We start from the raw sequence: 23,224 nt of genomic DNA, 5'->3' as shown, positions 1-23,224 counted from the left end.
CGCGACATGACCACCTCGATCGACCAGAAGCGGCGGGCACTGCTCGAACTGCGGCTCAAGCAGCGCCGGGCGCTGGAGGCGGAGCAGGAGCGGATCACTCCGGTGCCGCGCGACGGTGGACCGCTTCCGGTCTCGCACCTCCAGGAAGGGCTCTGGTTCCTGCACCAGCTCGACCCGTCCTCGCCGGTCTACCACGTGATCTTCGCGTTGCGGCTGCGTGGCGACCTCGACGTCGGTGCGCTGCGCCGGGCGCTGGCCGCCCTGGCCGGGCGGCACGAGGGGCTACGGACCCGGTTCGGCAGCCGCGACGGTGTGCCGTACCAGGTGGTCGACCCGGCACCGGACGACTGGCCGGTGCCGGTCACCGACCTCGACGAGGCCCGGCTCGGCGACTGGGTCAACGACCTGGTCCAGCAACCCAGCGACCTGGAGCGCGGCCCGATGCTGCGCACCTGGCTGGCCCGGCTCGCCGACGACGAGCACGTGCTGCTGCTGGTGGTGCACCACATCGTCGCCGACGGCTGGTCGGTCGGTCTGCTCACCGCCGAACTGGCCGAACTCTACGACGCCGCCCGCGCCGGACGGGCCGCCGCGCTGCCGCCGCTGGCGATCCAGCCGGCCGACCACGCCGCCTGGCAGCGCCGGTGGCTGACCGGTGAGCGGCTGGACCGGCAGCTCGACTTCTGGCGGGACAACCTGCGGGACCTGCCGGCGCTGGACTTCCCGACCGACCGGCCGCATCCGGCACAGCCGAAGGGTGCCGGTGCGCTGATGCGCCGGGAGCTGCCCGACCGGGTCGCCGCCGCGTCGCGGGAGCTGGCGCTCGGCGAGCAGGCGTCGCTGCTGGCCGTGCTGCTCGCCGGGTTCCTGGTGGTGCTGGAGCGCTACACCGGGCAGGACGACCTGGCGGTCGGCTCGGTCTTCTCCGGGCGTACCCGGTCGCAGACCGAGCCGCTGGTCGGCTACTTCGCGAACGCGCTGGTGCTGCGTACGGACGTCGCCGGCGACCCGACGTTCCGCGAGCTGGTCGGGCGCTGCAACGCCACGGTGCTGGGTGCGACCGCGCACCAGGAGGTGCCGTTCGGGCTGGTCGTCGACGCGTTGAACCCGGACCGCTCGCCGGGCCGCAACCCGCTCTTCCAGGTCAGTTTCACGTTGCAGGCGGCCGGGGTCAGCGGTGACTTCCGGCTCGGCGACGTCGCGGTCAGCCCGGTCGACATCGACTGGAACCGGGCCCGGTTCGACATCGCGTTCGCCGTCGTGGAGAAGCCGGGCGGTGGCATCGACGCGCTGGTGGAGTATTCCACCGAACTGTTCGACGCCGACCGGATCGACCGGCTGGTGGAGCACTTCGAGGTGGTCCTGCGCCGGGCGCTGGCCGAGCCGGACACCCGGATCGGCGACCTGCCGGTGACCGGCCACGACGAGCGGCGGCGGATGGTCGAGGAGTGGAACCCGGCTCCGGTGGAGCGGTCCGCCGCGCTGCTGCACGACCTGGTCACCGAGCGCGCCACCGCCCAGCCCGATCACACCGCCATGCGCTTCGAGGGCACCGAACTCACCTACCGCGACCTCGACCGCCGCGCCAACCAACTCGCCCACCAACTCGTACACACCGGCGCCCGACCCGGCACCGTCACCGCACTACTACTCGACCGCGGACTCCACCTACCCGTCGCCGAACTCGCCATCCTCAAAGCCGGCTCCGCCTGGCTCGCCCTCGACCCCCAATACCCCGACGACCGACTCGCCTACCAACTCCACGACGCACACGTCACCACCGTCGTCACCACCACCGACCTCACCCACCGACTCCCCCACCACATCCACACCATCACCCTCGACACCGACCACACCGCCAACCAACCCACCACACCACCCACAGTGGACATCCACCCCGAAGACACCGCCTACGTCATCTACACCAGCGGCTCCACCGGACGCCCCAAAGGCGTCATGGTCCCCCACCGCGCCATCGTCAACTTCTGCCGCAACATGCGCGAACTCTTCAAGCTCGGACCCGACGACCGGGTGCTGCAACTGGCGAACCCCACCTTCGACGTCAGCGTCTCCGACTTCTTCGCCACCCTGTCGGCCGGCGCGACGGTCGTCGGTGCCCCGCGCAGCACGCTGCTCGACCCGGACCGGTTGCAGGAGCTGATGCGCGACGCGCGGATCACGTTCGGGGACATCCCACCCGCCGTACTGCGGCTGCTCGACCCCGGGCCGCTGGTCGACCTGCGGGTGCTGTTCATCGGCATGGAGGCGTACGGGCCGGAACTGGTCAACCGGTGGCAGCGGCCGGGCCTGGAGTTCCACAACGGGTACGGACCGACCGAGGTCACGATCACCTGCACCGACTACCGGTGCCCGGACGAGCCGCTGACCGGGCAGCCGCCGATCGGCCGGGCGATGGGCAACCAGCGGGCCTACGTGCTGGACCGGCGGCTGCGGCCGGTGCCGGTCGGGGTGCCCGGCGAGCTTTACATGGCCGGCGACGGACTCGCCCACGGCTACCTCGGCCGCACCGACCTCACCGCCGAAAAATTCCTCCCCGACCCCTTCACCACCCAACCCGGCCAACGCATGTACGCCACCGGCGACGTCGTACGCTGGCGCACCGACGGCAACATCGAATTCGTCGGCCGCGTCGACCGACAAGTCAAGATCCGCGGCCTACGCATCGAACTGAGCGAGATCGAGCACGCCGTCAACGGGCATCCGGCGATCCGGCAGTGCACGGTCGTGGTCCGTGAACCGGGCACCCCGCAGGCGTACCTCGCCGCCTACGTCGTACCGGAGGCGGGTCAGGAGCCGCGCGACGAGGAACTGCGCGGCTACCTCGCCGACCGGCTGCCGCTGCACATGGTGCCGGCCACGGTGGTGACGCTGGCCGAGCTGCCGCTCACCGCCTCCGGCAAGGTCGACGAGGCCCGGCTGCCGGTGCCCGAACCGGTCCGTGGCGGCCGCGACGCCCCACCGGAGACCGACACCGAGCGGCGGCTCGCCGACATCTGGCAGGGGCTGCTCGACGTCGACGCCGGCTCGGTCGGGGTGCACGACAGCTTCTTCAACCTCGGCGGCAACTCGCTCCAGGCGACCCAGCTCATCTCCCGCATCCGGGACGGGTTCGGGGTGACCGTCGACCCGCGCCAGCTCTTCGTCCACCCGACCCTGGAGCAGCTCGGCAAGCTGGTCGACGGCGGGGAGGCCACGGCCGGCGACCGGATCGCCCCGGTGGACCGCGCCGGCCCGCTGCCGGTGTCGCACCAGCAGGAAGGGCTGTGGTTCCTGCACCAGCTCGACCCGGCGTCGCCGGTCTACCACATCCCGATCGCGTTGCGGCTGCGTGGCGACCTCGACGTGACCGCGCTACGCGGGGCGCTGGCCGGCCTGGTCGGCCGGCACGAGGCGCTGCGGACCCGGTTCGTCGCGCGCGACGGCGTACCGCACCAGGTGATCGACCCGGCGCCGGCCGACTGGCCGTTGCCGGTCACCGGCACCGACCCGGCCGGGCTCGCCGGCTGGGTCGCCGACCAGGCCCGGCTCCCCTTCGACCTCGGTACGGGCTCCGGCCTGCGGACCTGCCTGGCCCGGCTGGCCGACGACGACCACGTGCTGCTGGTCGTGCTGCACCACATCATCGCCGACGGCTGGTCGGTCGGGGTCGTCACCGCCGAACTGCCCGCCCTCTACGACGCGGCCCGCACCGGCGGCGGCGCCACGCTGGCCCCGCTCGCGGTCCAGCCCGCCGACCACGCCGCCTGGCAGCGGCGCACCCTCGACGGCGACCTGCTCGACCAGCAGCTCGGCTACTGGCGGCAGCGCCTCGCCGACCTGCCCGAGCTGGAGTTCCCGACCGACCGGGCCCGGCCGGCCCAGCCGACCGGGGCCGGCGCGCTGGCCGACCGGCGGGTGCCGGCGGACCTCGCCGACCGGTTGCGGGACCTGGCCCGCACCGAGCAGACGTCGTTCCTGGCCGTGCTGCTGGCCGGCTTCCTGGTCGTGCTCAACCGGCACACCGGCCAGGGCGACCTCGTGGTCGGCTCGGTGTTCTCCGGGCGGACCCGGTCGGAGATCGAACCCCTCGTCGGCTACTTCGCCAACACCCTGGTGCTGCGCACCGACGTCGCCGGCGACCCGACCTTCCGGGAGCTGGTGCACCGCTGCCGGGACACCGTGCTCGGCGCGACCGCGCACCAGGACGTGCCGTTCGGCACCCTCGTCGACACGTTGCGGCCGGAACGCGTACCGGGCCGCAACCCGCTCTTCCAGGTGTCGTTCACGTTGCAGACCAGCGGTGTCGCCGGCGGCGAACTGCGGCTGGGCGGCACCGTCGTCGAACCGGTCGGTTTCGACTGGGACCGGGCCCGATTCGACCTGGCGATCTCCGCCGTCGACCCCGGCGCCGGTCCCGTCGACCTCAACGTCGAATACTCGACCGAGCTGTTCGACGGCGACCGGATCGGCCGGCTGCTCGACCACCTCGCCGCCGTCTACGCGCAGGCGGTCGACGCACCCGACGGTCCGGTCGGCGGGCTCGACCCGCTGTCCGCCGCCGAACACGCGGCGCTGGAGGGCTGGGGGGCGAAGCGGGCCGACTTCCCCGCCGACGAATCCCTCTACCAGCTCTTCGCCGAGCAGGTACGGCGCACGCCCGACAACGTCGCCGTGGTCGCCGGTGACATCCGGCTGACCTACCGGGAGGTCGACCGGCAGGCCGGCCGGGTGGCGGCGAAGCTGGCGGAACTCGGCACCGGACCGGGCGACCTGGTCGCGGTCTGCCTGCCGCGGACAGCCGACCTCGTCACCGGCATCCTCGGCATCCTGCGCGCCGGGGCGGCGTACGTGCCGGTCGACCCCGACCAGCCGGCCGACCGGATGGCCCACATCCTCGCCGACTCCGGGGTCCGGACGGTGTTGACCCTGCCCGGCACGCAGCTACCGGCCGGCGACCACCAGCGGGTGTCCGTCGAGGACCTGCCGGACGGGCAGGCGCCGGTCACCCCGGTCACCGGCGCCGACCTCGCCTACCTGATCTACACCTCCGGCTCCACCGGCCGGCCGAAGGCGGTGATGATCCCGCACCGCAACGTCGTACGGCTGCTGCGGGGCACGCGGCACTGGTACCACTTCGGCCCGGACGACGTCTGGACCCTGTTCCACTCGGCGGCGTTCGACGTGTCGGTGTGGGAGCTGTGGGGCTCGCTGCTGCACGGCGGCCGGCTGGTCGTGGTGCCGTACTGGGAGACGCGTTCACCGGAGCGGTTCCACGAGTTGTTGCGCCGCGAGCGGGTGACCGTGCTCGGTCAGACCCCGGCCGCGTTCCGGCAGCTGGTCGCCGCGGACGAGGAGTGGGGCGGGCCGTCCGACGAGCTGGCGCTGCGTACGGTGATCTTCGCGGGTGAGGCGTTGGACGTCGACTCGGTGCTGCGCTGGTTCGACCGGCACGGCGAGGAGCGGCCCCGGCTGGTCAACATGTACGGCATCACCGAGACCACCGTGCACACCACCTACCAGGTGCTGTCCCGGGAACTGCTGGCCCGTTCCGCCAGCCCGATCGGGGTGGCGATCCCCGACCTGCCGCTACGGGTCGTCGACGCCGCCGGCCGGCCGGCCCCGATCGGGGTGTGGGGCGAACTGCTCGTCGGCGGCCCGGGCGTCGCGTACGGCTATCTCGGCCGGCCCGAGCTGACCGCGCAACGGTTCGTGCCGGCCGGGAACGGGCGGTTCTACCGCAGCGGCGACCTGGCACGCTGGCGGTCCGACGGGACGCTGGAATACCTCGGCCGGGCCGATCAGCAGGTGAAGATCCGCGGCTTCCGGGTCGAACTCGGCGAGATCGAGACCGTGCTGGCCGGCCACCCGGACGTCACCGACGCCGTCGTCGTCGTACGCGGCGACGCCCGCAACCCCCGGCTGGTCGCGTACGTCGTCGGGACCGGGTACGACGAGGCCGCGCTGCGGTCCTACCTGGCGGCCCGGCTGCCGGCGTACATGGTGCCGGCGATCCTGGTCCGGCTGGACGCGATCCCGCTGACCGGCAACGGCAAGACCAACCGGAAGGCGCTGCCCGAGCCACGGCACGAGATCGGCGGGGAACACGTCGCGCCACGCAACCCGGCCGAGCGGGACCTGGCCGGAATCTGGGCCGGGGTGCTGGGCACCGACCGGATCGCCGCCGACCGGATCGGGGTCCGCGACAACTTCTTCGACCTCGGCGGAAACTCGCTGGACCTGGTGCGGCTGGCCGCCGAGGTACGGCGGGTCTTCGACGTCGCCCTCGACCCGCGCAGTCTCTACGCGGCGCCGACGCTGGAGGCGATGGCCGGCACCCTCGGCCCGGCCGGTGCCGGAGCCATCCGCCCGGCCGGTGCGGGGAGCACCCGCCCGGCCAGCCCGCTGGTGCCGATCGTGACCACCGGCGACCGGCCGCCACTGTTCTTCGTCCACCCGGTCGGCGGCTCGGTCGCCCCGTACGTCCGGCTGGCCGGGCTGCTCGGACCGGACCAGCCGTTCTACGGTCTGGAGGACCCGGCCCTGCACGGCGGCACCCCCGGCACCTCGATCGCCGCGACGGCGGCGGCCTACGTCGCGGCGGTCCAGCGGCAGCAGCCGGCGGGGCCATACCACCTGGGCGGCTGGTCGCTGGGGGGCGCGGTCGCGCTGGAGATGGCCCACCAGCTGCGGGAGCGGGGGCAGCGGGTGGCGCTGGTCGCCGCCCTGGACACCGGGCTGCCGGACGGGTCGGACGAGCCGGACCACGCCGACCTGCTGGCCTGGTTCGTCCGCGACCTGGCCGGCATCGCCCGCGCGCGGCCGCCGGCCGTCGATCCCGGGCAGCTTCGCGGCCGGCCGGAGGCCGAACAGGTCGCTGCGGTGCTCGCCGCCGTCGCCGACCTGGTGCCGGGCGGGCTCGCCGACGAACTCGCCACCCGGGTACGGGTCTTCACCGCCAACTACCGGGCGCTGCTACGGCACCGGCCGCGGCCGTACCCGGGGCGGGTGCTGCTGCTCAGCGCGGCCGACGAGCCCGCCGACGACCTCGACCGGTGGCGGGCGGTGGCGGCCGGCGGCCTGGACCGGCGGACGGTGCCCGGCGACCACTACACGATGTTGCAGCCGCCGAACCTGCCGGAGCTGGCGCGCGCCCTGCGCGCGGGCCTCGACCAGGCCGACCCCGGAGGTGCCGAATGATGCCGTTGTTCACCCCGGAGCAGGACAAGTTCCGGGCCGAGGTCTGCGCGCTGCTGTGCGAGGAGGACGTGGTCGAGGCGGTGGCCCGGTGCCGCCGGCTGCCGGGGGGCGAGGAGCCGGAACTGCTCGACGTCTACCGCCGGCTCGGCGAACGCGGCTGGCTGGCCCCCAACTGGCCGGTGGAGTACGGCGGACTCGGCGCCACCATGGTCGAGAAGGCGATCGTCACCGAGGAGCTGATCCGGCACGGGGTGCCGGACGTGACGCACGGGCTGAGCGTCGACATCGTCGGGCTCGCCATCGCGCTCTTCGGCACCGACGCGCAGCGCGCCCGGCTGCTGCCCGGGCTGGCCCGCGGCGAGACGTCGGCCGCGGTGCTGTTCAGCGAGCCCGGGGTGGGTTCGGACCTCAGCTCGTTGCGGACCCGGGCCGAGCCGGACGGCGACGGCGGCTGGCGGCTGTTCGGCCGCAAGATCTTCAGCATGAAGACGCAGTTCGCGGACTTCGCGGTGGCCGCCGTCCGGACCACCGACACGGGCGTGAAATACCACGGCATCACACTGTTCCTGGTGCCGCTGCGGAATCTCGCGGTCACGATGCGTCCGATGTGGAATCTCACCGAGGACCGGATGGTCGACGTCACCCTCGACGGCGTACGGGTGGGCGCCGACGACGTGCTCGGCGAGGTCGACGAGGGCTGGCAGACCGTCAACCGTTTCCTGGGCCTGGAGCGCACCGGCGTCGACACGGCGGCCAAGGCGCAGCGGCTGCTCGACACGGTGCTGCGGCAGGCGGCGGCCACCGGCCGGCTCGACGACCCGGCGTACGCGCACCGCCTGCTCGACCTGACCGCGCGGGTCCGGGCGGCGCGGCTGCTCGCCTGGCGGTGCGTGACCAACCTGGTCGAGGGCCGCCCCGACGACGTGCAGTCGTCGGCCGCCAAGTGGCACGTCACCGAGGTGTTCAAGGAGCTGGCGGTCCTGGCACCGGAGTTCACCGGCCTCGACGGGGTGCTCGACGCCCGCGACGCCGACGCCCCGGCCGACGGCATCGTCGACGCCGCCTACCGCGAGGCGCCCGGACTCACCCTGGCGGCCGGCACCTCCCAGATCATGCTGTACGTCGTCGCCACCCAGGGATTGGAGCTGCTGACGTGACCACGACCCGGGTGCACGCGCTCGCGGAGTTCCTCGACCCCGACCTGACCGCGATGGTACGGCGGATGGCCTACCGGCCCCGGCCGGACAACGGGTCGACCGACGACAACCCGGCGATCCGCGCGATGATCTGGCAGGGCCTGGTCGGGCTCGGGCTGACCGGGCCGCCGCCGGACACCGCCGGGCCGGCGGCCGACGGGGCCGGCCCGGCACCGGTCGCGGACTCGCCGGTCGGCGGCCACGAGGAGCTGGTCGCGATCACCGAGCGGCTCGGCGCCGCCCTCTACCAGGGGCCGCTGCTCGACACCGTGACCGCCGCCGACCTGCTGGCCCGGGACGGGCGGGACCTGCCCGGCGACGGCGGCATCGCGCTGGCCGTACGCGCCGACGGGGCGGCGAGCCCCGCCGACCCCGGCGCCATGACCGTCGACCCGACGACCGGCGGCATCCACGCCGAACGCCGGTTCGTCGGCTTCGCCGCCGAGGTCGACCACCTGCTCGTGGTCGGTACGACCGACGACGGGCCCCGGATCGCGCTGGTGCCCCGCGACCATCCGACGGTCACCGTCCGCCGCCACGAGGAACTCGGTCAGGGCGAACTGCACCACGTGCGGCTCACCGGCACACCGGCCGTCTGGAGCGCCGACGGGTCAGGCTGGTCCCGCGCGCTCGCGACGGCCCGGATCCGCCAGGCCGGCTACCTCGTCGGGCTGGCCCGGGGCGCGTTCGACCTCGCCGTGGCGTACGCCCGCCAGCGGCAGCAGTTCGGGCAACCGATCGGCCGGTTCCAGGCGATCGCGTTCCGGCTCGCCGAGCTGTCCATCCACCTCGACGCCGCCCGGCTGCTCACCCTCGACGCGGCCCGCGATGCCGACCAGGGTCGCGACACGCGCCCCGCCGCCGCGCGCTGCCTTGCCACGGCCGCCGATCTGGCCCGTACGATGACCACCGAAGCGTTGCAGGTGCACGGCGCGTCCGGCCTGGTCAACGACCACGACGCACATCTGTTCCATCGCCGGGCGGCGATCGAGTCGCTGTGGCTCGGCTCGCCGACGCAGCTTCGCGCCGAGGTGCTGCCGCTGCTGCGCGAACAACTCAGGTGACGAGGAGACCGACGATGGACGCTCCGGAGCCGGAGAAGCGACCCGGGCGGCTGTCCCGGGACGCCGACTTCATGAAGTTCTGGTCGGCGGAGTCGCTGTCCATGATGGGCACCCAGATCTCCATCGTGGCCATTCCCCTGCTGGCGGCGGAGACCCTGGACGCCACCGCCTTCCAGATGGGTGCGCTCAACGCGGCCCAGTTCGCGCCGTACCTGCTGCTGACCCTCTTCGTCGGGGTGTGGGTCGACCGGACCCGGCGGCTGCCGCTACTCATCGGCACCAACCTGGGCCGGGCGGTCCTGATCGGCCTGATCCCGGTCATCGCCCTGCTCGGCGGGCTCAACGTCTGGCTGCTGATGGTCCTGGTCGTGCTGTCCGCGTCGCTGACGGTGGTGTTCGACCTGGCATACCAGTCCTACCTGCCGTCCATAGTCGAGCGTGACCAGCTCGTCGACGCGAACGGGCGGCTGGAGGGCAGCCGGTCGTTCGCCCAGCTCACCGGTCCGGGCGCGGCCGGCCTGCTGGTCGGCACGCTGACCGCGCCGGTGGCGATCGCGGTCAACGCGGCCACGTTCCTGGTCTCCGGGGTCACCCAGTTGTTCATCCGGCGGGTCGAGCCGGCCCCGGCCGGACACGACGGGCCGCGGCCGTCGGTCTTCGCCCAGATCGGGCACGGCCTCGGGCTGCTGCTGCGCAACGTCTACCTGCGGGCGCTCGGCATCGAGGCGGCGGTCTACAACCTGTTCAACCAGATGCTGTGGGCCGTGCTGATCCTGCACCTGACCCGCGGCCTCGACCTGTCGCCGACGGTGATCGGCATCGTGCTCACCATGTCCGGTGTCGGCGCCCTGCTCGGCAGCACCCTCTCCGCCCGGCTCGGCCGGCGGTGGGGCCTCGGCCCGACCCTGATCGTCTCGATCATGATCGCCAACGTGGCGCCACTGGCCATCCCGGCCGCCGGCGGGCACTGGTTGCTCGCCGCCGTCGTCATCGGCGCCGCGCTGCTGGTCAACGCCGCCGGCCTGGTCATCTACAACATCCAGGCGATCAGCCTGCGGCAGGCGTCGGTCACCTCCGACGTGCTCGGCCGCACCAACGCCGGCTACCGGTTCGCGGTCACCGGCACCGCCGCCATCGGCGCGGTCATCGGCGGTGCGCTCGGTGACCTGATCGGGCTACGCGCCACGATGGTCGTCGCCGCGCTGGGCACCATCTTCGCGGTGGTCTTCGTGATCCGGTCGCCGATCCCGAAGCTGCGGGACCTGTCCGAGGTCGTCCCCGAGGAGCCGTCGCCGCCGGTCACGCCGGTGCCGGCCGCCCCGAAGGCCGGCTGAACTCCCCTACCCGGCCGCCCCGAAGGCCGGCTGAATTCCCTACCCGGCCGGACCACGGGCACCGGCGGGGGCGAGAATCTGCCGGTGACGACACCATCCGACATCGGCCTGCTCCGGCTCACCGCCCAGCGCCTCGCCGGCCCCGGCCCGGCCGGCCCGGCCGAGGTGGTCGGGTGGCTGACCGCAGTACAGGCCCAGGATCTCAAGGGCGCGCTCACCTCGGTCGCGCTGCGTACCGCCGCCCGTAGCCTGGCGGTGGTCGAGGCCGCCCTCGACGCGGGCGAGGTCGTCCGGTCCTGGCCGATGCGCGGCACCCTGCACCTGGTCGCGGCCGGCGACCTGCGCTGGATCCTGGACCTGACCTCGGCCCGGATGGTCGCCCAGGCCAGGGCCCGGCTCGCCGAACTCGAACTCACCGACACCGTCGTCGAGCAGGCCCGGGTGCTGGCGGTCGAGGCGCTGACCGGGGGCCGCCGGCTGGGCCGGCGCGACCTGCTCGCCGTCTGGGACGGTGCCGGCGTCGCCACCACCGGACAGCGCGGCTACCACCTGCTGGCACACCTGGCGCTGACCGGCACGCTGTGCTTCGGCCCGATGTCCGACGGCGAACAGCAGATCGTGCTCGTCGACGAGTGGATCCCGCCGTCGCCGCGCCCGGACCGCGACGAGGCGCTCGGCGAGCTGGCCCGGCGCTACTTCCGCGGCCACGGCCCGGCCACGGTCAAGGATCTGGTGCGCTGGTCCGGCCTGACGACCACCGACGTACGGGCCGGGCTGGCGGTCGCCCGCCCGGGCCTGGCCGCCGTCGAGGTCGACGGAATCGAACACCTGATGGCGCCGGAGACGCCGGACCTGCTCGCCACCCTGCGCGCCGAGGCCGCCGACGTCTTCCTGCTGCCCGGCTTCGACGAGTTCATCCTCGGCTACGGCGACCGGACCGCCGTCGTACCCGCCGAATACGCCGACCGGATCGTGCCCGGCCGCAACGGCGTGTTCCAGCCGACCGTGGTCAGTGCCGGCCGGGTCGTCGGCACCTGGAAGCACACCGGCCGGGCACCGAACCGGACGGTGCTGGCCACCCCGTTCACCGCCTTCACCGAGCGGGTCGAGGCCGCCATCCCGCAGCGGTACGCCGACCTGCCGTGACCCCCGGGCGGTCCCGGCCACCGGTTGCCGGGCGCCGGTATCGTCGTGCGACGTGACCGGTCTTCTGCACTCGCACTGCTCGTACTGCGGAACCGTCTACGGGGCCGGGGCCGACTGGCCCAGGGTGTGCGCGGCCTGCGCCCAGACCACCTGGCGCAACCCGCTCCCGGTGGCGGTGGCGATCCTGCCGGTGCTGACCGCGGACGGCCTCGGCGTCGTCGTGCAGCGCCGCGACATCGAACCGGCCCGCGGCAAGCTCGCCCTACCCGGCGGGTTCATCGAGCACGGCGAGGACTGGCGCGACGCCCTGGTCCGCGAGTTGCGCGAGGAGACCGGCCTGATCGGTGATGCCGAGACGGTACGCCCGTTCGCGGTCCACAGCGCGCCCAGCGGCGGCACCCTGCTGATCTTCGGGGAGCTGCCGCCGCAGCCGGCCGACCGGCTGCCGGCGTCGGCGCCGACCGCCGAGGCGACCGAGTGGCTGGTCGTCACCGAACCGACCGAACTCGCCTTCTCCACCCACACCGAGGTCCTGGCCACCTTCCTCGCCGCCCAGGGCGGGTGAACGCACCCCGGGCGGCCGTCCACAGCGGACCCGTTGATGCCCGGAGAGTCGGCAACCTGACGCATTCCAAGTGCGAGCCCGGTCGACCTCCAGCGGAATCCCGACCGGTGACCGCGCAAACGCGCTGGTCACACCGCTGCGGGCGACTCTGCTGAGAGCCACTGGGAGCACGCTGCAACCCGGGTTGAGAGCCGAGTGGATGCGACTTGCGTGGCTATGGTGAGGTTGGAGTGCCTGGGGGGGCCGACAACACCACCCGACCGGCGTGGGCGGCGCACGGTAACCGGGTGGGGATTGCATGAGTATTCAGTTCCGGGTTCTGGGCCCTCTCACCGCCGAACTGGACGGGGACCCCGTCGACCTCGGCGGCCGCCGGCCGCGAATGGTCCTCGCCTCGCTGATCGCGGCGCAGGGCCGGGTCCTGTCCACCGAACGTCTCGTCGAGCAGGTGTGGAGCGACGGGCCGCCGCCGACGACGGCCACCCTCTTCAGCTACGTCGCGGCGCTGCGGCGCGCACTCGAACCCAACCGGGCCGCCCGGACGCCGGCCCGGCTGCTGGTGCGGGAGGGCACCGGGTACGCGATCCGGGTGCCACCGGAGACGATCGACGCCGAGCGGTTCACCGCGCTGGTGACCGCCGGCGACCGGCAACTCGACCGCGGCGACCCGACCGGGGCGCTCGAGTCGCTGAACGAGGGCCTGGCGCTGTGGCGGGGCCAGGCGTACGGCGACTTCGTCGACGCGCCGTTCACCGTCTCCGAGGTGGCCCGGCTGGAGTCGCTGCGGGCGGTCGCCCGGGAGCAGCGCCTCGCCGCGATGCTCGCGGTCGGCGAGCACAGCACCGCGATCGGTGAACTCGAGGCGCTCGTCATCGACCATCCGCTGCGGGAGCGCGGCTGGGAACTGCTCGCGGTGGCGCTCTACCGGGCCGGCCGGCAGGGGGACGCCCTGGCGGTGCTGCGGCAGGCCCGGGACCGCCTCGCCGCGGATCTCGGCTCCGATCCCGGTCCGGGCCTGCTGCGGGTGCAGGCGGCGATCCTCAACCAGGACGAGTCGCTCGAACAGCCGGGCGGTGACGGAGCGGCGCCGGCCCGGCAGGTACGGGTGGCGTTGCCGGCGAGCCGCAACGTGTCGGTGGCGCACTCGTCGTTCGTGGGCCGCACCGCCGAACTGGCGACGCTGTCGGACCTGTTGGCCCGGCACCGGCTGGTCACCGTCACCGGGCCGGGCGGGATCGGCAAGACCAGGCTGGTCCTCGAACTCTGCCGGGGCCGCGCCGACGCGGACGGGCCGTGGGTGGTGGAGCTGGCCGGGCTGCGGGAGCCGACGCTGGTCGCCCGGACGGTCGCCGAGACGGTCGGGATACCGGGCAACCCCGGCGCCGACGAACTGGCGGCGGTGCTCGCCGAACGTGAGATGGTGCTGGTCCTCGACAACGCCGAGCATTTGCTGACGGCGGTGGCCGGGCTGGCGCGTACGCTGCTGGGCCGGTGCCCGGGGCTCCGGCTGCTCGTCACGACCCGGCAACCGCTGGCGGTGGCCGGGGAGGCCGTCCTCGACCTGGCCCCGCTGCCGCCCGACGACGCGGTCGAACTGCTGGTGCAGCGCATCGCGGCGGTCCTGCCCGGAGCCGGGCCGGCCGACGTCGACCGGCCGACCGCGGCCCAGGTGTGCCGCGACCTCGACGGCCTGCCGCTGGCGATCGAACTGGCGGCGGCGCAGTCCCGCGCCCTGTCCCTGCGGGAGATCGCGTTCCAGCTCGACGACCGGTTCACGCTGCTCGACACCGGGCACGGCGACGACCACCGGCACGCCACGCTGGAGAACACGATCGGGTGGAGCTACCACCTGCTGACTGAACCGGAGCAGTGCCTGTTCCGGCAGCTCAGCGTCTTCGACGGCGGCTTCGACCTGGACGCCGTACGGCTGGTCGGCGGCGGCCTCCCGGTGTCGCAGGTGGTGCCGGCGCTGCTCGGCCTGGTCCGCAAGTCGCTGGTCGCCGCGGACGCCGGGACGACGCCGCGCCGCTACCGGATGCTGGAGTCGGTACGGCTCTACGCGGCGGCGCTGCTGCGCGACGACGAACTCCACGACGCCCAGGCCCGGCACCGGAGCTGGCTGCTGGGGCTCGTCGAGACCGGCGAGCAGCGCCTGCCGACCCCCGACGGCGACACCTGGCTGATCCGGCTCGGCCTGGAACGCGACAACATCCGGGCCGCCCTCGCCTCGGCGCTCGCCGTCGGGGACCCGCTGTGCGCGGCCCGGATCTGCGGGGCGCTCGCCTGGTTCTGGTACCGGACCGGGCAGATCGCCGAGGGGCTGCGCTGGGGCCGGCGTACCCTGGCCGCGCTGGACGGCCGGCGGCCGGCGGCCGACGCCGTGCCCGACGGGTGGACGCTGGCCCGGGCCCGGCTGCTGATGACCATCGGCGGGGTCAGCTACCTGGCCGGCGAGCACGCCGCCGCCATCCGGGCGCTGCGGACGTCGGCCGACCTGTGCGAGCGGGTCGGGGCCCGGGACGCGCACACCACCGCCGTCATCTACCTGGCCTCGGTCACCGCGATCAGCGGCGACATCGCCAGCGCGCTCCCCCTGGCCGACCAGGCCGTCCGGCTCGCCGAGGTGGTCAACCAGCCGTGGGCGCTGGCCGAGGCGCTGACCGTACGCGCCCAGCTCAGCCGGGCCTGCACCGACCTGCCCCGGGCCCGGGCCGAACTCGCCCGCGCGAACGAACTCGCCCGCTCGTGCGGGCACCGGTGGGCGGTGATCTCGTCGGACTGGGTCGACAGCAAGGTCAGCGTGGATCTCGGCATGCCGGGGCGGGCCCGGAACACCCTGACCACGCTGCTGCTGGAGTCCGATCCGGCGACGGACCGGTCGAGCTGGCTGGCGACGGCCCACTCGCTGGCCGGGGCGCTGGGGCGGACCGGGCGGGCCGGGGACGGGGCGGTCCTGCTCGGTGCGGTCGCGGCGCTCGGCACCCCGATCGGCTACTTCCCGGAGCGGATGGACCCGTTCGACTCCCCCGGCGACGTCGCCGCCGTGCGGGGCGCCCTGGGCGACGGCGCCTTCGACGCGGGCTTCGCCCGGGGCCGGCGGCTCGGCTGGCCGGAGCTGATCGAGCTGATCGTCTCCCTCGCCGGCCCGGACAACCGGTGGACCGGACCGGCCGGCGTCACAGGGCCGGTGGCAAGGTGACGCCGGGGTCGGGGGCCGGTGGGCGTACGGCGGTGACGGCCGCGTAGCCCTCGGCCAGCCAGCCGAGGTCGGTGCCGGGTGCCGGGTGCGGCTCGGACGCCTCGACGGTGGTGCGGACGTACCCCTCGCCGCGCTCGGCGACCGCCATCTGCACCTGCCCGAACGGGGCGAGAGTGGCCGGCCGCAGCCCGGCGATCCGGTCGGCGGGCAGGTCGGGCACGTTCAGGTTGAGCACCGTGCCGGCCGGGGCGTCGAGCAGCCAGGGCAGCAGGCCGATCGCGAAGTCGGCGGCGGCCGGCCAGTTGCGGACCTCGTCGTCGGCGGTGTCGAGGGCGGCGACGGCGGCGCCCCCGGTGGCGCTGGTCGCCGCGGCCGGGGTGAGCACGTCGAGGGAGACCGCCAGCGCGGACAGGCCCTGGTTGGCGGCGGTCAGGGCGGCGCCGACGGTGCCGGAGTGCAGGATCGCGTGGCCGGCGTTGGCGCCGCGGTTGATGCCGGAGAGCACCAGGCGCGGGGCCGGCCCGAAGACGCCGAGTCCGGCCAGCACGGCGATGTAGGCCGGCGAGGCGGCGACGCCGTACGCGACGACGTCCTCCAGGCCGGGCAGGGTGGGCCGGGTGATCACCACCCGGCCCTGGTCGGTGACGGCGCTCAGCGCCGCGCTCATGCCGCTGGCCTCCCGCTCGGGGGCGGCGACGACGACCTCGTGCCCCGCGCCACGGGCGGCGTGTGCCAGCCAGCGGATGCCGGGTGCGGCGACGCCGTCGTCGTTGGTGATCAGAATCCGTACCGGTCGGTCCGTCATGTCCACCGCCTACCCCTCGCCGAGCGGTGCCAGCCGCACCCGGCCGATCAGCTCCTCGATCGTCTCCGCCCGGCCGGTCCCCAGCCCGTGCCGGGTGACGTTCACGGCGCCGGCCGCGGCGCCGGTACGTACCGCCTGTTCCAGGTCGCCGCCGCGGGCCAGGACGGCCGCGACCCCGGCGCTCATCGAGTCGCCGGCACCGCGGTGGTCGACGACCTGGAGCGGGGGTACGCGCACCTCGGTGACGTCGTCGTCGAGCAGCGCGAGCGCGGGCGCGTCGGCGCGGCTGACCAGGATGGCCCCGGCACCGTCGCGGCGGAGCTGGTGGGCGGCGGCCACGAGTTCGTCGACGCTGTCGTCCTTCGCCCGGCCGTCGTCGATGAGTTCCTCGTGGCTGACCTTGACGAACGTGACGCCGCCGTCGAGGACCGCGGCGAGGTACGGGCCGGACAGGTCGGCGACGACCTGGCCGTCGTTGGCGCGCAGGTCGGCCGCGAGGCGCCGGTAGACGTCGGGGTCGACGACTTCCGGGGCCGCCGGTCCACTGAGTACGGACACCGGGGCGCGCAGCCCCTCGGCGAGGGTGATGCTGTAAAGCTCGTCGATGTCGTGGCGGACCATCGGCTCGCCCGGGTGTTCGGCGATCTCGGTCCGGCTGCCGTCGCGCCGGTCGTGGACGCTCCAGCCGGAGCCGGCCTGCCGGGCCACCGCCCGTACCTGGACGTTCTCGTCGGCGAGCAGGACCCGCAGGACGTCGCCGACCTCGCCGCCGACGGTGACGCACAGGGTGGCCGGCACCCCCAGTGCGGCGATCATGCGGGCCTGCCAGACGCCCTGCCCGCCCGCGTGCAGGTGCAATTCGACCGCGTCGGCCTGCTGTTCGATGGTCACGGTCAGCAACGGTGCCGGCGCGAACACCACCACGTGTCCAGTCATCCCCGCCTACTTCCCAGTACGGGCCGGCGGCAATCCGGCGTCAGGCGGGTCACGCCGTGAGGGCGGCCCGGTCCAGCGTGGGCCGGCCGCCCGGATGCCCCACGGTGGCGCCGGCAGCGGCGACGGCGTAGCGGACGGCGGCCGGTGGCGGGTCGCCGCGCAGCAGGGCGACGGTCAGCGCGGCGACCAGCGCGTCGCCGGCGCCGGTGGTGTCGACGACGCGCTCGGCGGTCAACGGGACCAGCAGGTGGCCCTCGCCCCAGCGCGGGTCGCGCCACACGGCGAGGTTTCCGGCCCCGCCGAGCCCGAGGACGAGCAGTCCGGGGCCGGCGGCGAGCAGGTCGGTGGCAACGGCCCGGACCCGCTCCGGGTCACCGGCGGTCACCCCGGTCAGCAGTTCCGTCTCGTGGTCGTCGGCGCGCAGCACGTCGGCGGCGGCGAACAGCGCGGCTCGGTGCCCGTCGTCGGTGGGCACGCCGTCGAGCACGACCAGCCGGCCGGCTTCGCGCGCCAGCCGGGCCGCGGTCAGCGTCGCCGTCGGCGGTTGCTGCAACTGCACCAGTACGGCGTCGGCGGCGGTGAGTACGTCGGCGTGGGCGCGCACGTCGGCCTCGGTGAGCAGGACGGCGTCCGGCAGATGTTCGACGTAACGCCAGTGCCCCCGCCCGTCGAGCAGTTCGACGATCAGCCCGGTGACCGTGTCGCGGCGCCGTACGACGGCCGACACGTCGATGCCGTCGCGGGCAGCCTGGGCGAGCAACTGGTCGGCGACGCTGTCGTCACCGGTCACGGCCAGCAAGGCCGGGTCGGCGCCGAGTTCGGCGAGCGAGACCGCCTGGTTGGCGCCTTTGCCGCCGAGCATCTCGCGGCGCAGCCGGGCGTCGACGGACCGGTTGGCGTCGGGCACCTCGTCGACGAGCAGCACCAGGTCGCGGGCGATCTGGCCGGCGACGGCCACCCGGGCGCTCACCGCCCGGCCTTCCGCGGGTTCGAATCGGTCATCCGCATATCCGGTGCGCTACCCGGTGCCGTACCGACCAAACCGGCCGCGGCTAGGGTGGGCCATGCCCAGGCGACCCGCGCTGCTCGGACTGGCCGGCAATCCCGCCCTGCCGGAGGCTCTCCTGATCCGGCTCGCCGGTGATCCCAGGGCCTCGCGTGAGCTGGCGAGACGATCCGGGATCCTGCCGGATCCGGTCGTGGAGGTCATGCTCGGGCACCGGGACGAAGGAACCCTCATCCTCCTAGTCCCGGACCGGGTGTCCACGGCGATGCTGGCCCGGATCGCCGGCGATCCCGATCCGGCCGTACACGACGCCCGTGCCGGGTTCCTTCGTGACCTCGTCGAGAGTGGCGTAGGCGGCCACATCGACGATCTGGAGGAGGCGTACGGCCGGCCACTGACGGTGCTCGCCGCTGACCCCGACCCGCGGCTCCGGGCGGCGGTGGCGCGGGCCTGGTGGGACCGGCCGGCGGACGTCCAGGTCGTTCTGCTCACCGACCCGGTTCCAGCGGTTCGGGCGGCCGCCGCCTGGCATCGTCGGCCCGGGGTGCCGGTGGAACTCCAGGCGGCGTGCCTGGCGGACCCGGCGACCCGCGCCTCCGTCGCCCGCTACGCCGAACTGACGACGGAACGCGCGATGGAGCTGGCCACCGATACCGACTACAACGTACGCACGTCCGTGGCGCGCAACCCGGCGCTGTTCACCGAGACGGTCGCGGTGCTCGCCGCCGACCCGCATCCCTCCGTACGCGGGGCGGTCGCGCAGCACCGGCTGGTCGACCGGGAGACCCGCGACCGCCTGTACGCGCGGCTCGCCGAGGAGAACGAGGCCGGCAGCGTCGACGCATATGTCGCCCTGTACTGGGATTTCGCCGAGCCCGATTGGCTGCTCGCCGAGCCGTCGGCAATCCGGCTGGCCTATGTGGACTCTCCGCACGTCGTGTTCCGCCGGGTCGTGGCACGTTCGGGCGACCTGCCGGCACAGGCGTGGCAGCGTCTCGACCGTGACCCCGACTGGCGGGTCCGGCGGTACGCCGCCATGCGACCTGACGTGCCCGCCGAGGTGCTCCTACGCCTGTTCCGGGAGCATGGCGACGGTGGTCCGCTGCGGCCCAACGTGATCGACCACCCGAACTTCCCCCGGGACGCGCTGCGTTCTTTCGTCGAGGTGCCGGAACCGCGGGTGCGGGCGCTGACGCTGGCCGATCCCGACCTGCCCGCAGACCTCTTGGCCCGACTCGCCGCCGACGCGGCACCTGCCGTCCGGCGGGCCGCCGCCGCCCACCCCGGGCTCGACCCGACGCTGCTGGAAGCCATGCTCATCGACGAGAACGACGACGTCGTCCAGCGGGCCGCCGCGAACCCCCGGCTGCCGGTGGCCTCGATGTACCGGATCGTCGACTCCGCCGGCCTCTGAGCCCACGGGGGCGGTTACGCGCGTACGACCGGGGTGTCGACGAGGTGTTCGGCGATGAACCAGGCCTGCAACTCGCCGGTCCGGATGACGTTGGAGACCAGTATGTCGTTGGTGCCGTCGTCGCCCATGTCCGCGACCCGGGCCGCGGCGTCGTGCGCGTCGGTCAGGATCATCTCGTGCGCCTCGAGGAGGCGGGACAGCATGGCGGGCACTTCCTCGGCGCCGTCCGGCGGGCGGGGCACCTTGGTTATCTCCGCGACGTGCCGGGGGTCGCCGACGGCGACGCCGCCGAGTGTCTGGACCCGTTCGGCGAGCATGTCGACGAGGGCGAGTTGTTCGCCGGCGTGCTTGTCGAGCAGCAGGTGCAGTTGGTAGAAGGTGTGGCCGCGCATCAGCCAGTGGTGCTTCTTGTAGAGGGCGTACAGGATCTGGGTGTCGGAGAGGATGCGGTTGACCCGCTCGCAGGAGTACATCCGGGCGTCGTACGACAGCCCGACCGGCAACTGGCGTACGGAGCCGAACTCCTGGATCTGCCGGCCGTGCTGGTGCAACAGGGGTTGGCTGGTGCTCGTGGTTCGCTCCACATACCTCGTCATGCCTGTGGCCTCCTGGAGATGTCGGGCATCACACGCCGCTCCCGACCACGCGGGTGGGGTCGCCGGTATCGGCGTCGGCGTGGGTGCGGCCGTCACCCGAACGATATGCCGGAAAAGGAGGGGCTGAAGATGCTTCGACGGTATCCATCGGGCTGCACCGTCGGGCCGGCCGCTGGCGGCTGTTTCCTGATCTGAGCGCCAGGGACCTTTCCGCCGACGGATAAGGTCCCTGGCGCTCAGATCGACAACGCGGAACCGGCGGTGGCGCGGTCAGCGGCGGGCTACACAGGCCGCGGCGGTGAGGTGCCGGGCTACACGGGCCGACGGTGGCGCGGTCTCAGCGGCGGGCGATGCCGGGCTGGCCGCGGCCGAGCGCGTCGAGCCGGCCCCAGCGGCCGGGGATGTCGTGCAGCTCGATTTGTCCCATCTCCTCCGGCACGGCCGGGTCGACCACGAGGTGGTCGTCGTACGGTTCCAGGCCGAGCAGGGTACGCAGGAACAGCAGCGGGGCGCCGGCCGAGGTGGCGTGCGGGGCGCCGGCGGAGGCGTACAGGACCGGATACTTCGTCAGGGTCGAGTCGTAGCCGGCTAGCGCCTCGGGCAGCCGTCCGCCGAAGTACCGGCCGGCGCCGAGGATCGCGGCGGCGACCCGGGCGGCCTCGGGGCGGAAGCCGTACCGGCGCAGCCCCCAGGCGATGATCGAGTTGTCGAACGGCCACACCGTGCCGGTGTGGTATCCGATCGGGTTGTAGCGCTGCTCGGTGGTCGCCAGGGTGCGGATGCCCCAGCCGGAGAACAGGGCGGGGCCGAGCAGGTGCGAGACGACGGCCTCGGCCCGGTCCGGTTCGACGATGCCGCTCCACAGCAGGTGGCCGATGTTCGAGGTGAGCGAGTCGACCTGCTGCCCGTCGGCCTGCAGGGCGGCCGCGTAGTATCCCCTGTCCTCGATCCAGAAGTCGCGGTTGAAGCGTTCCCGCAGTGCCGCGGCCTCCCGCTCCAGCCGGTCGGCGTACCCCGGATCGCCCCAGACCCGGCGGGCCAGCCGGGCGGCCCGGCACTTGGCGTCGTAGACGTAGCCCTGGATCTCGCACGCCGCCTGCGGATAGCCGGCCAGCCGGCCGTCGCGGAAGGAGACACCCTCGTTGGAGCACTTCCAGCTCTGGCCGACCATGCCGTCGGTGCTGCCGTGCGGGCCGTACCAGAGGTAGCCGTTGCCGACCAGGTCGGCGTACCGGTCGATCCAGTCGAGCGCCTGGGTGGCCTCGAACCGCAGCTCGTTGACGAGTTCGGTGTCGCCGGTCCAGCGTTCGTACTCGTCGAGCAGGATGACGAACAGCGGGGTGGTGTCGGCGGCGGCGTACAGGATCGCGTGTGGCCGCTCGTTGAACGCCGCGGACTCGTCGTACCGCAGTTCCTGAAGGATCTTGCCGGGCTCCTCGCCGCGGAACGGGTCGATCCGGGCGCCCTGCGCGAGCGACAGGATACGCAGGGCGGGTACGCAGGTCTGCGGCAGGAACGGCAGGGCCTGCATCCGGCTGAAGATCGCGTCGCGGCCGAACAGGTTCATGAACCACGGCATCCCGGCCAGCGGCTGGTACGCCCGGTAGTTGAGGCCCTTGTACCGCAGGGCGACCAGGTCGGAGAGGCTGCGCTGGTAGGTCTGCTGGAGCGGTTCGTAGTCGGTGCGCAGCCGGGGCGCCCCGCTCACCCAGTCGTCGAGTTCCTGCCGGATCTCCTCCGTGCTGCGCAGCCGGTGGCCGGGCAGCGCCTCCCGCAGGTCGGCCGGCTTGGCCGGCCGCAGGAGCGCGGTGACCCGCAGGTCGGTGTGCCAGATGCCGTGCGGTTCGACCCGGGTGGTGAACGTCATGCCGTTGTCGTCGGTCGCGCAGGGCTGGCTCGACGCGACCAGCGTCTCCCGGACGAAGACGCCGCGTTCGTACCGGATGGTCAGCACGCCGTCCCGGATCGTCGTCGTGGTTTCGCGGTGCCGCTGGATGCCGTGCTTGATGTCGAGCAGTTCGGCGAAGTCGGTGCCGATGTCGAGGCGGATGGTCAGGTCCATCGGCTCCTTCGAGTGGTTCTGCACCGACACCCGTTCCTCGAAGGCGTCGCCGGCCCACCGGTGCCGGAACACCGAGATGTCGGTGTCGACGTAGTGGGTCGGCTGGCCGGGGGTGAGGAAGAAGCGGGACTCGAAGTACTGCAGGTCGTCGATCGACAGCGTCTGCAGGCGCTCCCCGTTGACGGTGAGCCGCCAGGTGGACAGGAACCGGGTGTCGAAGAAGAACAGGCCGAGCGGCATCTGCCGGGACGGTTCGACGTCGCCCTTGCGGTCACAGGTCATGAACAGGTTGCCGTAGTAGATGCTGACCGGATTCACTCGCCACCTCCGGGCCGGGGGGCGTGCGCGGCGACGGCTTCGGGCAGCGGACCGCGGGTGTCGGCCAGGGGCGGCAGCAGTCTGCGGAAGGTCAGGAAGAGGGTGAGGTCGCCCTCGACGGCGGCGCGGTCGCGCAACGTCATCGAGACGGTGTGGTCGCGGCCGGCGAGCAGGTTCTCGAACCATTCGCCGGACATGTTCACCACGCACCCGGCCGGGCGGTCGTCGGGCACCGCGGTGGCGCCGCCGCCGGCGAAGGTGACCAGCCAGTTGTCGACGGCCCCGTTCCGGTGCAACACGAACTTGATCGTCCCGTGCCTGCTCGGTGGGAGCCGCCCCACCGACGTCTCGCCCAGCGTGGCGAAGAACCGATCGATGTCGTCCAC

At 73.5% G+C, this 23,224-nt stretch carries 14 protein-coding genes; 8 read left to right on the top strand and 6 right to left on the bottom strand.

What is annotated here, in order from left to right:
* Positions 1–6 precede the first annotated feature (6 nt).
* The 7 genes from AB0I42_RS12770 to AB0I42_RS12740 all read left to right on the top strand — a co-directional run bounded on the left by AB0I42_RS12770 (position 7) and on the right by AB0I42_RS12740 (position 15,701).
* The gene (locus AB0I42_RS12770; RefSeq protein ID WP_357536861.1) at positions 7–7,197 is read left to right on the top strand and encodes an amino acid adenylation domain-containing protein; all 7,191 of its coding nucleotides are present in this window, start codon (positions 7–9) and stop codon (positions 7,195–7,197) included.
* Entirely contained in the window at positions 7,197–8,354 is a 1,158-nt protein-coding gene (locus tag AB0I42_RS12765; RefSeq protein WP_357536859.1) for an acyl-CoA dehydrogenase family protein, read from the top strand. The genes AB0I42_RS12770 and AB0I42_RS12765 overlap by 1 nt, the downstream gene beginning before the upstream one ends.
* The gene (locus AB0I42_RS12760; protein WP_357536858.1) at positions 8,351–9,457 is read left to right on the top strand and encodes an acyl-CoA dehydrogenase; all 1,107 of its coding nucleotides are present in this window, start codon (positions 8,351–8,353) and stop codon (positions 9,455–9,457) included. Before AB0I42_RS12765 ends, AB0I42_RS12760 begins: the two co-directional genes overlap by 4 nt.
* 14 nt (positions 9,458–9,471) lie before the next feature.
* Positions 9,472–10,791, top strand: a complete 1,320-nt coding sequence (locus AB0I42_RS12755) for an MFS transporter (RefSeq protein ID WP_357536856.1) — start codon at positions 9,472–9,474, stop codon at positions 10,789–10,791.
* A gap of 84 nt (positions 10,792–10,875) precedes the next feature.
* On the top strand, positions 10,876–11,937 hold the full coding sequence (locus AB0I42_RS12750) for a winged helix DNA-binding domain-containing protein (protein ID WP_357536855.1): 1,062 nt from the start codon (positions 10,876–10,878) through the stop codon (positions 11,935–11,937).
* Positions 11,938–11,989: 52 nt separating this feature from the next.
* The gene (locus tag AB0I42_RS12745) at positions 11,990–12,502 is read left to right on the top strand and encodes an NUDIX domain-containing protein (RefSeq protein ID WP_357536853.1); all 513 of its coding nucleotides are present in this window, start codon (positions 11,990–11,992) and stop codon (positions 12,500–12,502) included.
* 298 nt (positions 12,503–12,800) lie between these two features.
* Positions 12,801–15,701, top strand: coding sequence for a BTAD domain-containing putative transcriptional regulator (locus AB0I42_RS12740; protein WP_357536851.1), 2,901 nt, complete (start codon positions 12,801–12,803; stop codon positions 15,699–15,701).
* Here the strand turns inward: AB0I42_RS12740 and AB0I42_RS12735 are convergent.
* Genes AB0I42_RS12735 through AB0I42_RS12725 form a run of 3 tightly spaced genes read right to left on the bottom strand, consistent with a single transcriptional unit; the run spans position 15,679 to position 18,412 of the window.
* A complete protein-coding gene (locus AB0I42_RS12735; RefSeq protein WP_357536850.1) occupies positions 15,679–16,506 on the bottom strand; it encodes a 5'/3'-nucleotidase SurE in 828 nt (275 codons plus the stop codon). The two genes, AB0I42_RS12740 and AB0I42_RS12735, sit on opposite strands and share 23 nt — an antisense overlap.
* A gap of 9 nt (positions 16,507–16,515) precedes the next feature.
* Complete coding sequence (locus AB0I42_RS12730) at positions 16,516–17,442, bottom strand: PfkB family carbohydrate kinase (RefSeq protein WP_357536849.1); 927 nt, start codon at positions 17,440–17,442, stop codon at positions 16,516–16,518.
* 49 nt (positions 17,443–17,491) lie between these two features.
* Positions 17,492–18,412 (bottom strand): PfkB family carbohydrate kinase, encoded by a 921-nt coding sequence (locus AB0I42_RS12725; RefSeq protein WP_357536848.1) that lies wholly within the window; start codon positions 18,410–18,412, stop codon positions 17,492–17,494.
* 94 nt (positions 18,413–18,506) lie between these two features.
* Between AB0I42_RS12725 and AB0I42_RS12720 the strand changes: the two genes are divergently transcribed.
* Positions 18,507–19,862, top strand: a complete 1,356-nt coding sequence (locus AB0I42_RS12720) for a hypothetical protein (RefSeq protein WP_357536847.1) — start codon at positions 18,507–18,509, stop codon at positions 19,860–19,862.
* Positions 19,863–19,876: 14 nt separating this feature from the next.
* On the opposite strand, the gene AB0I42_RS12715 is transcribed toward AB0I42_RS12720, so the two are convergent.
* The 3 genes from AB0I42_RS12715 to AB0I42_RS12705 all read right to left on the bottom strand — a co-directional run bounded on the left by AB0I42_RS12715 (position 19,877) and on the right by AB0I42_RS12705 (position 23,224).
* Positions 19,877–20,458, bottom strand: coding sequence for a DNA starvation/stationary phase protection protein (locus AB0I42_RS12715; RefSeq protein WP_357536846.1), 582 nt, complete (start codon positions 20,456–20,458; stop codon positions 19,877–19,879).
* Between the two features lie 337 nt (positions 20,459–20,795).
* A complete protein-coding gene (locus tag AB0I42_RS12710; protein WP_357536844.1) occupies positions 20,796–22,838 on the bottom strand; it encodes a glycogen debranching N-terminal domain-containing protein in 2,043 nt (680 codons plus the stop codon).
* Complete coding sequence (locus AB0I42_RS12705) at positions 22,835–23,224, bottom strand: SCP2 sterol-binding domain-containing protein (RefSeq protein ID WP_357536842.1); 390 nt, start codon at positions 23,222–23,224, stop codon at positions 22,835–22,837. Before AB0I42_RS12705 ends, AB0I42_RS12710 begins: the two co-directional genes overlap by 4 nt.

This window comes from Polymorphospora sp. NPDC050346 (assembly GCF_040655695.1).
GTDB lineage: Bacteria > Actinomycetota > Actinomycetes > Mycobacteriales > Micromonosporaceae > Polymorphospora > Polymorphospora lycopeni.
The sequence above is the reverse complement of the archived record's forward strand: the minus strand, read 5'-3'. Positions and strand labels throughout refer to the sequence as shown.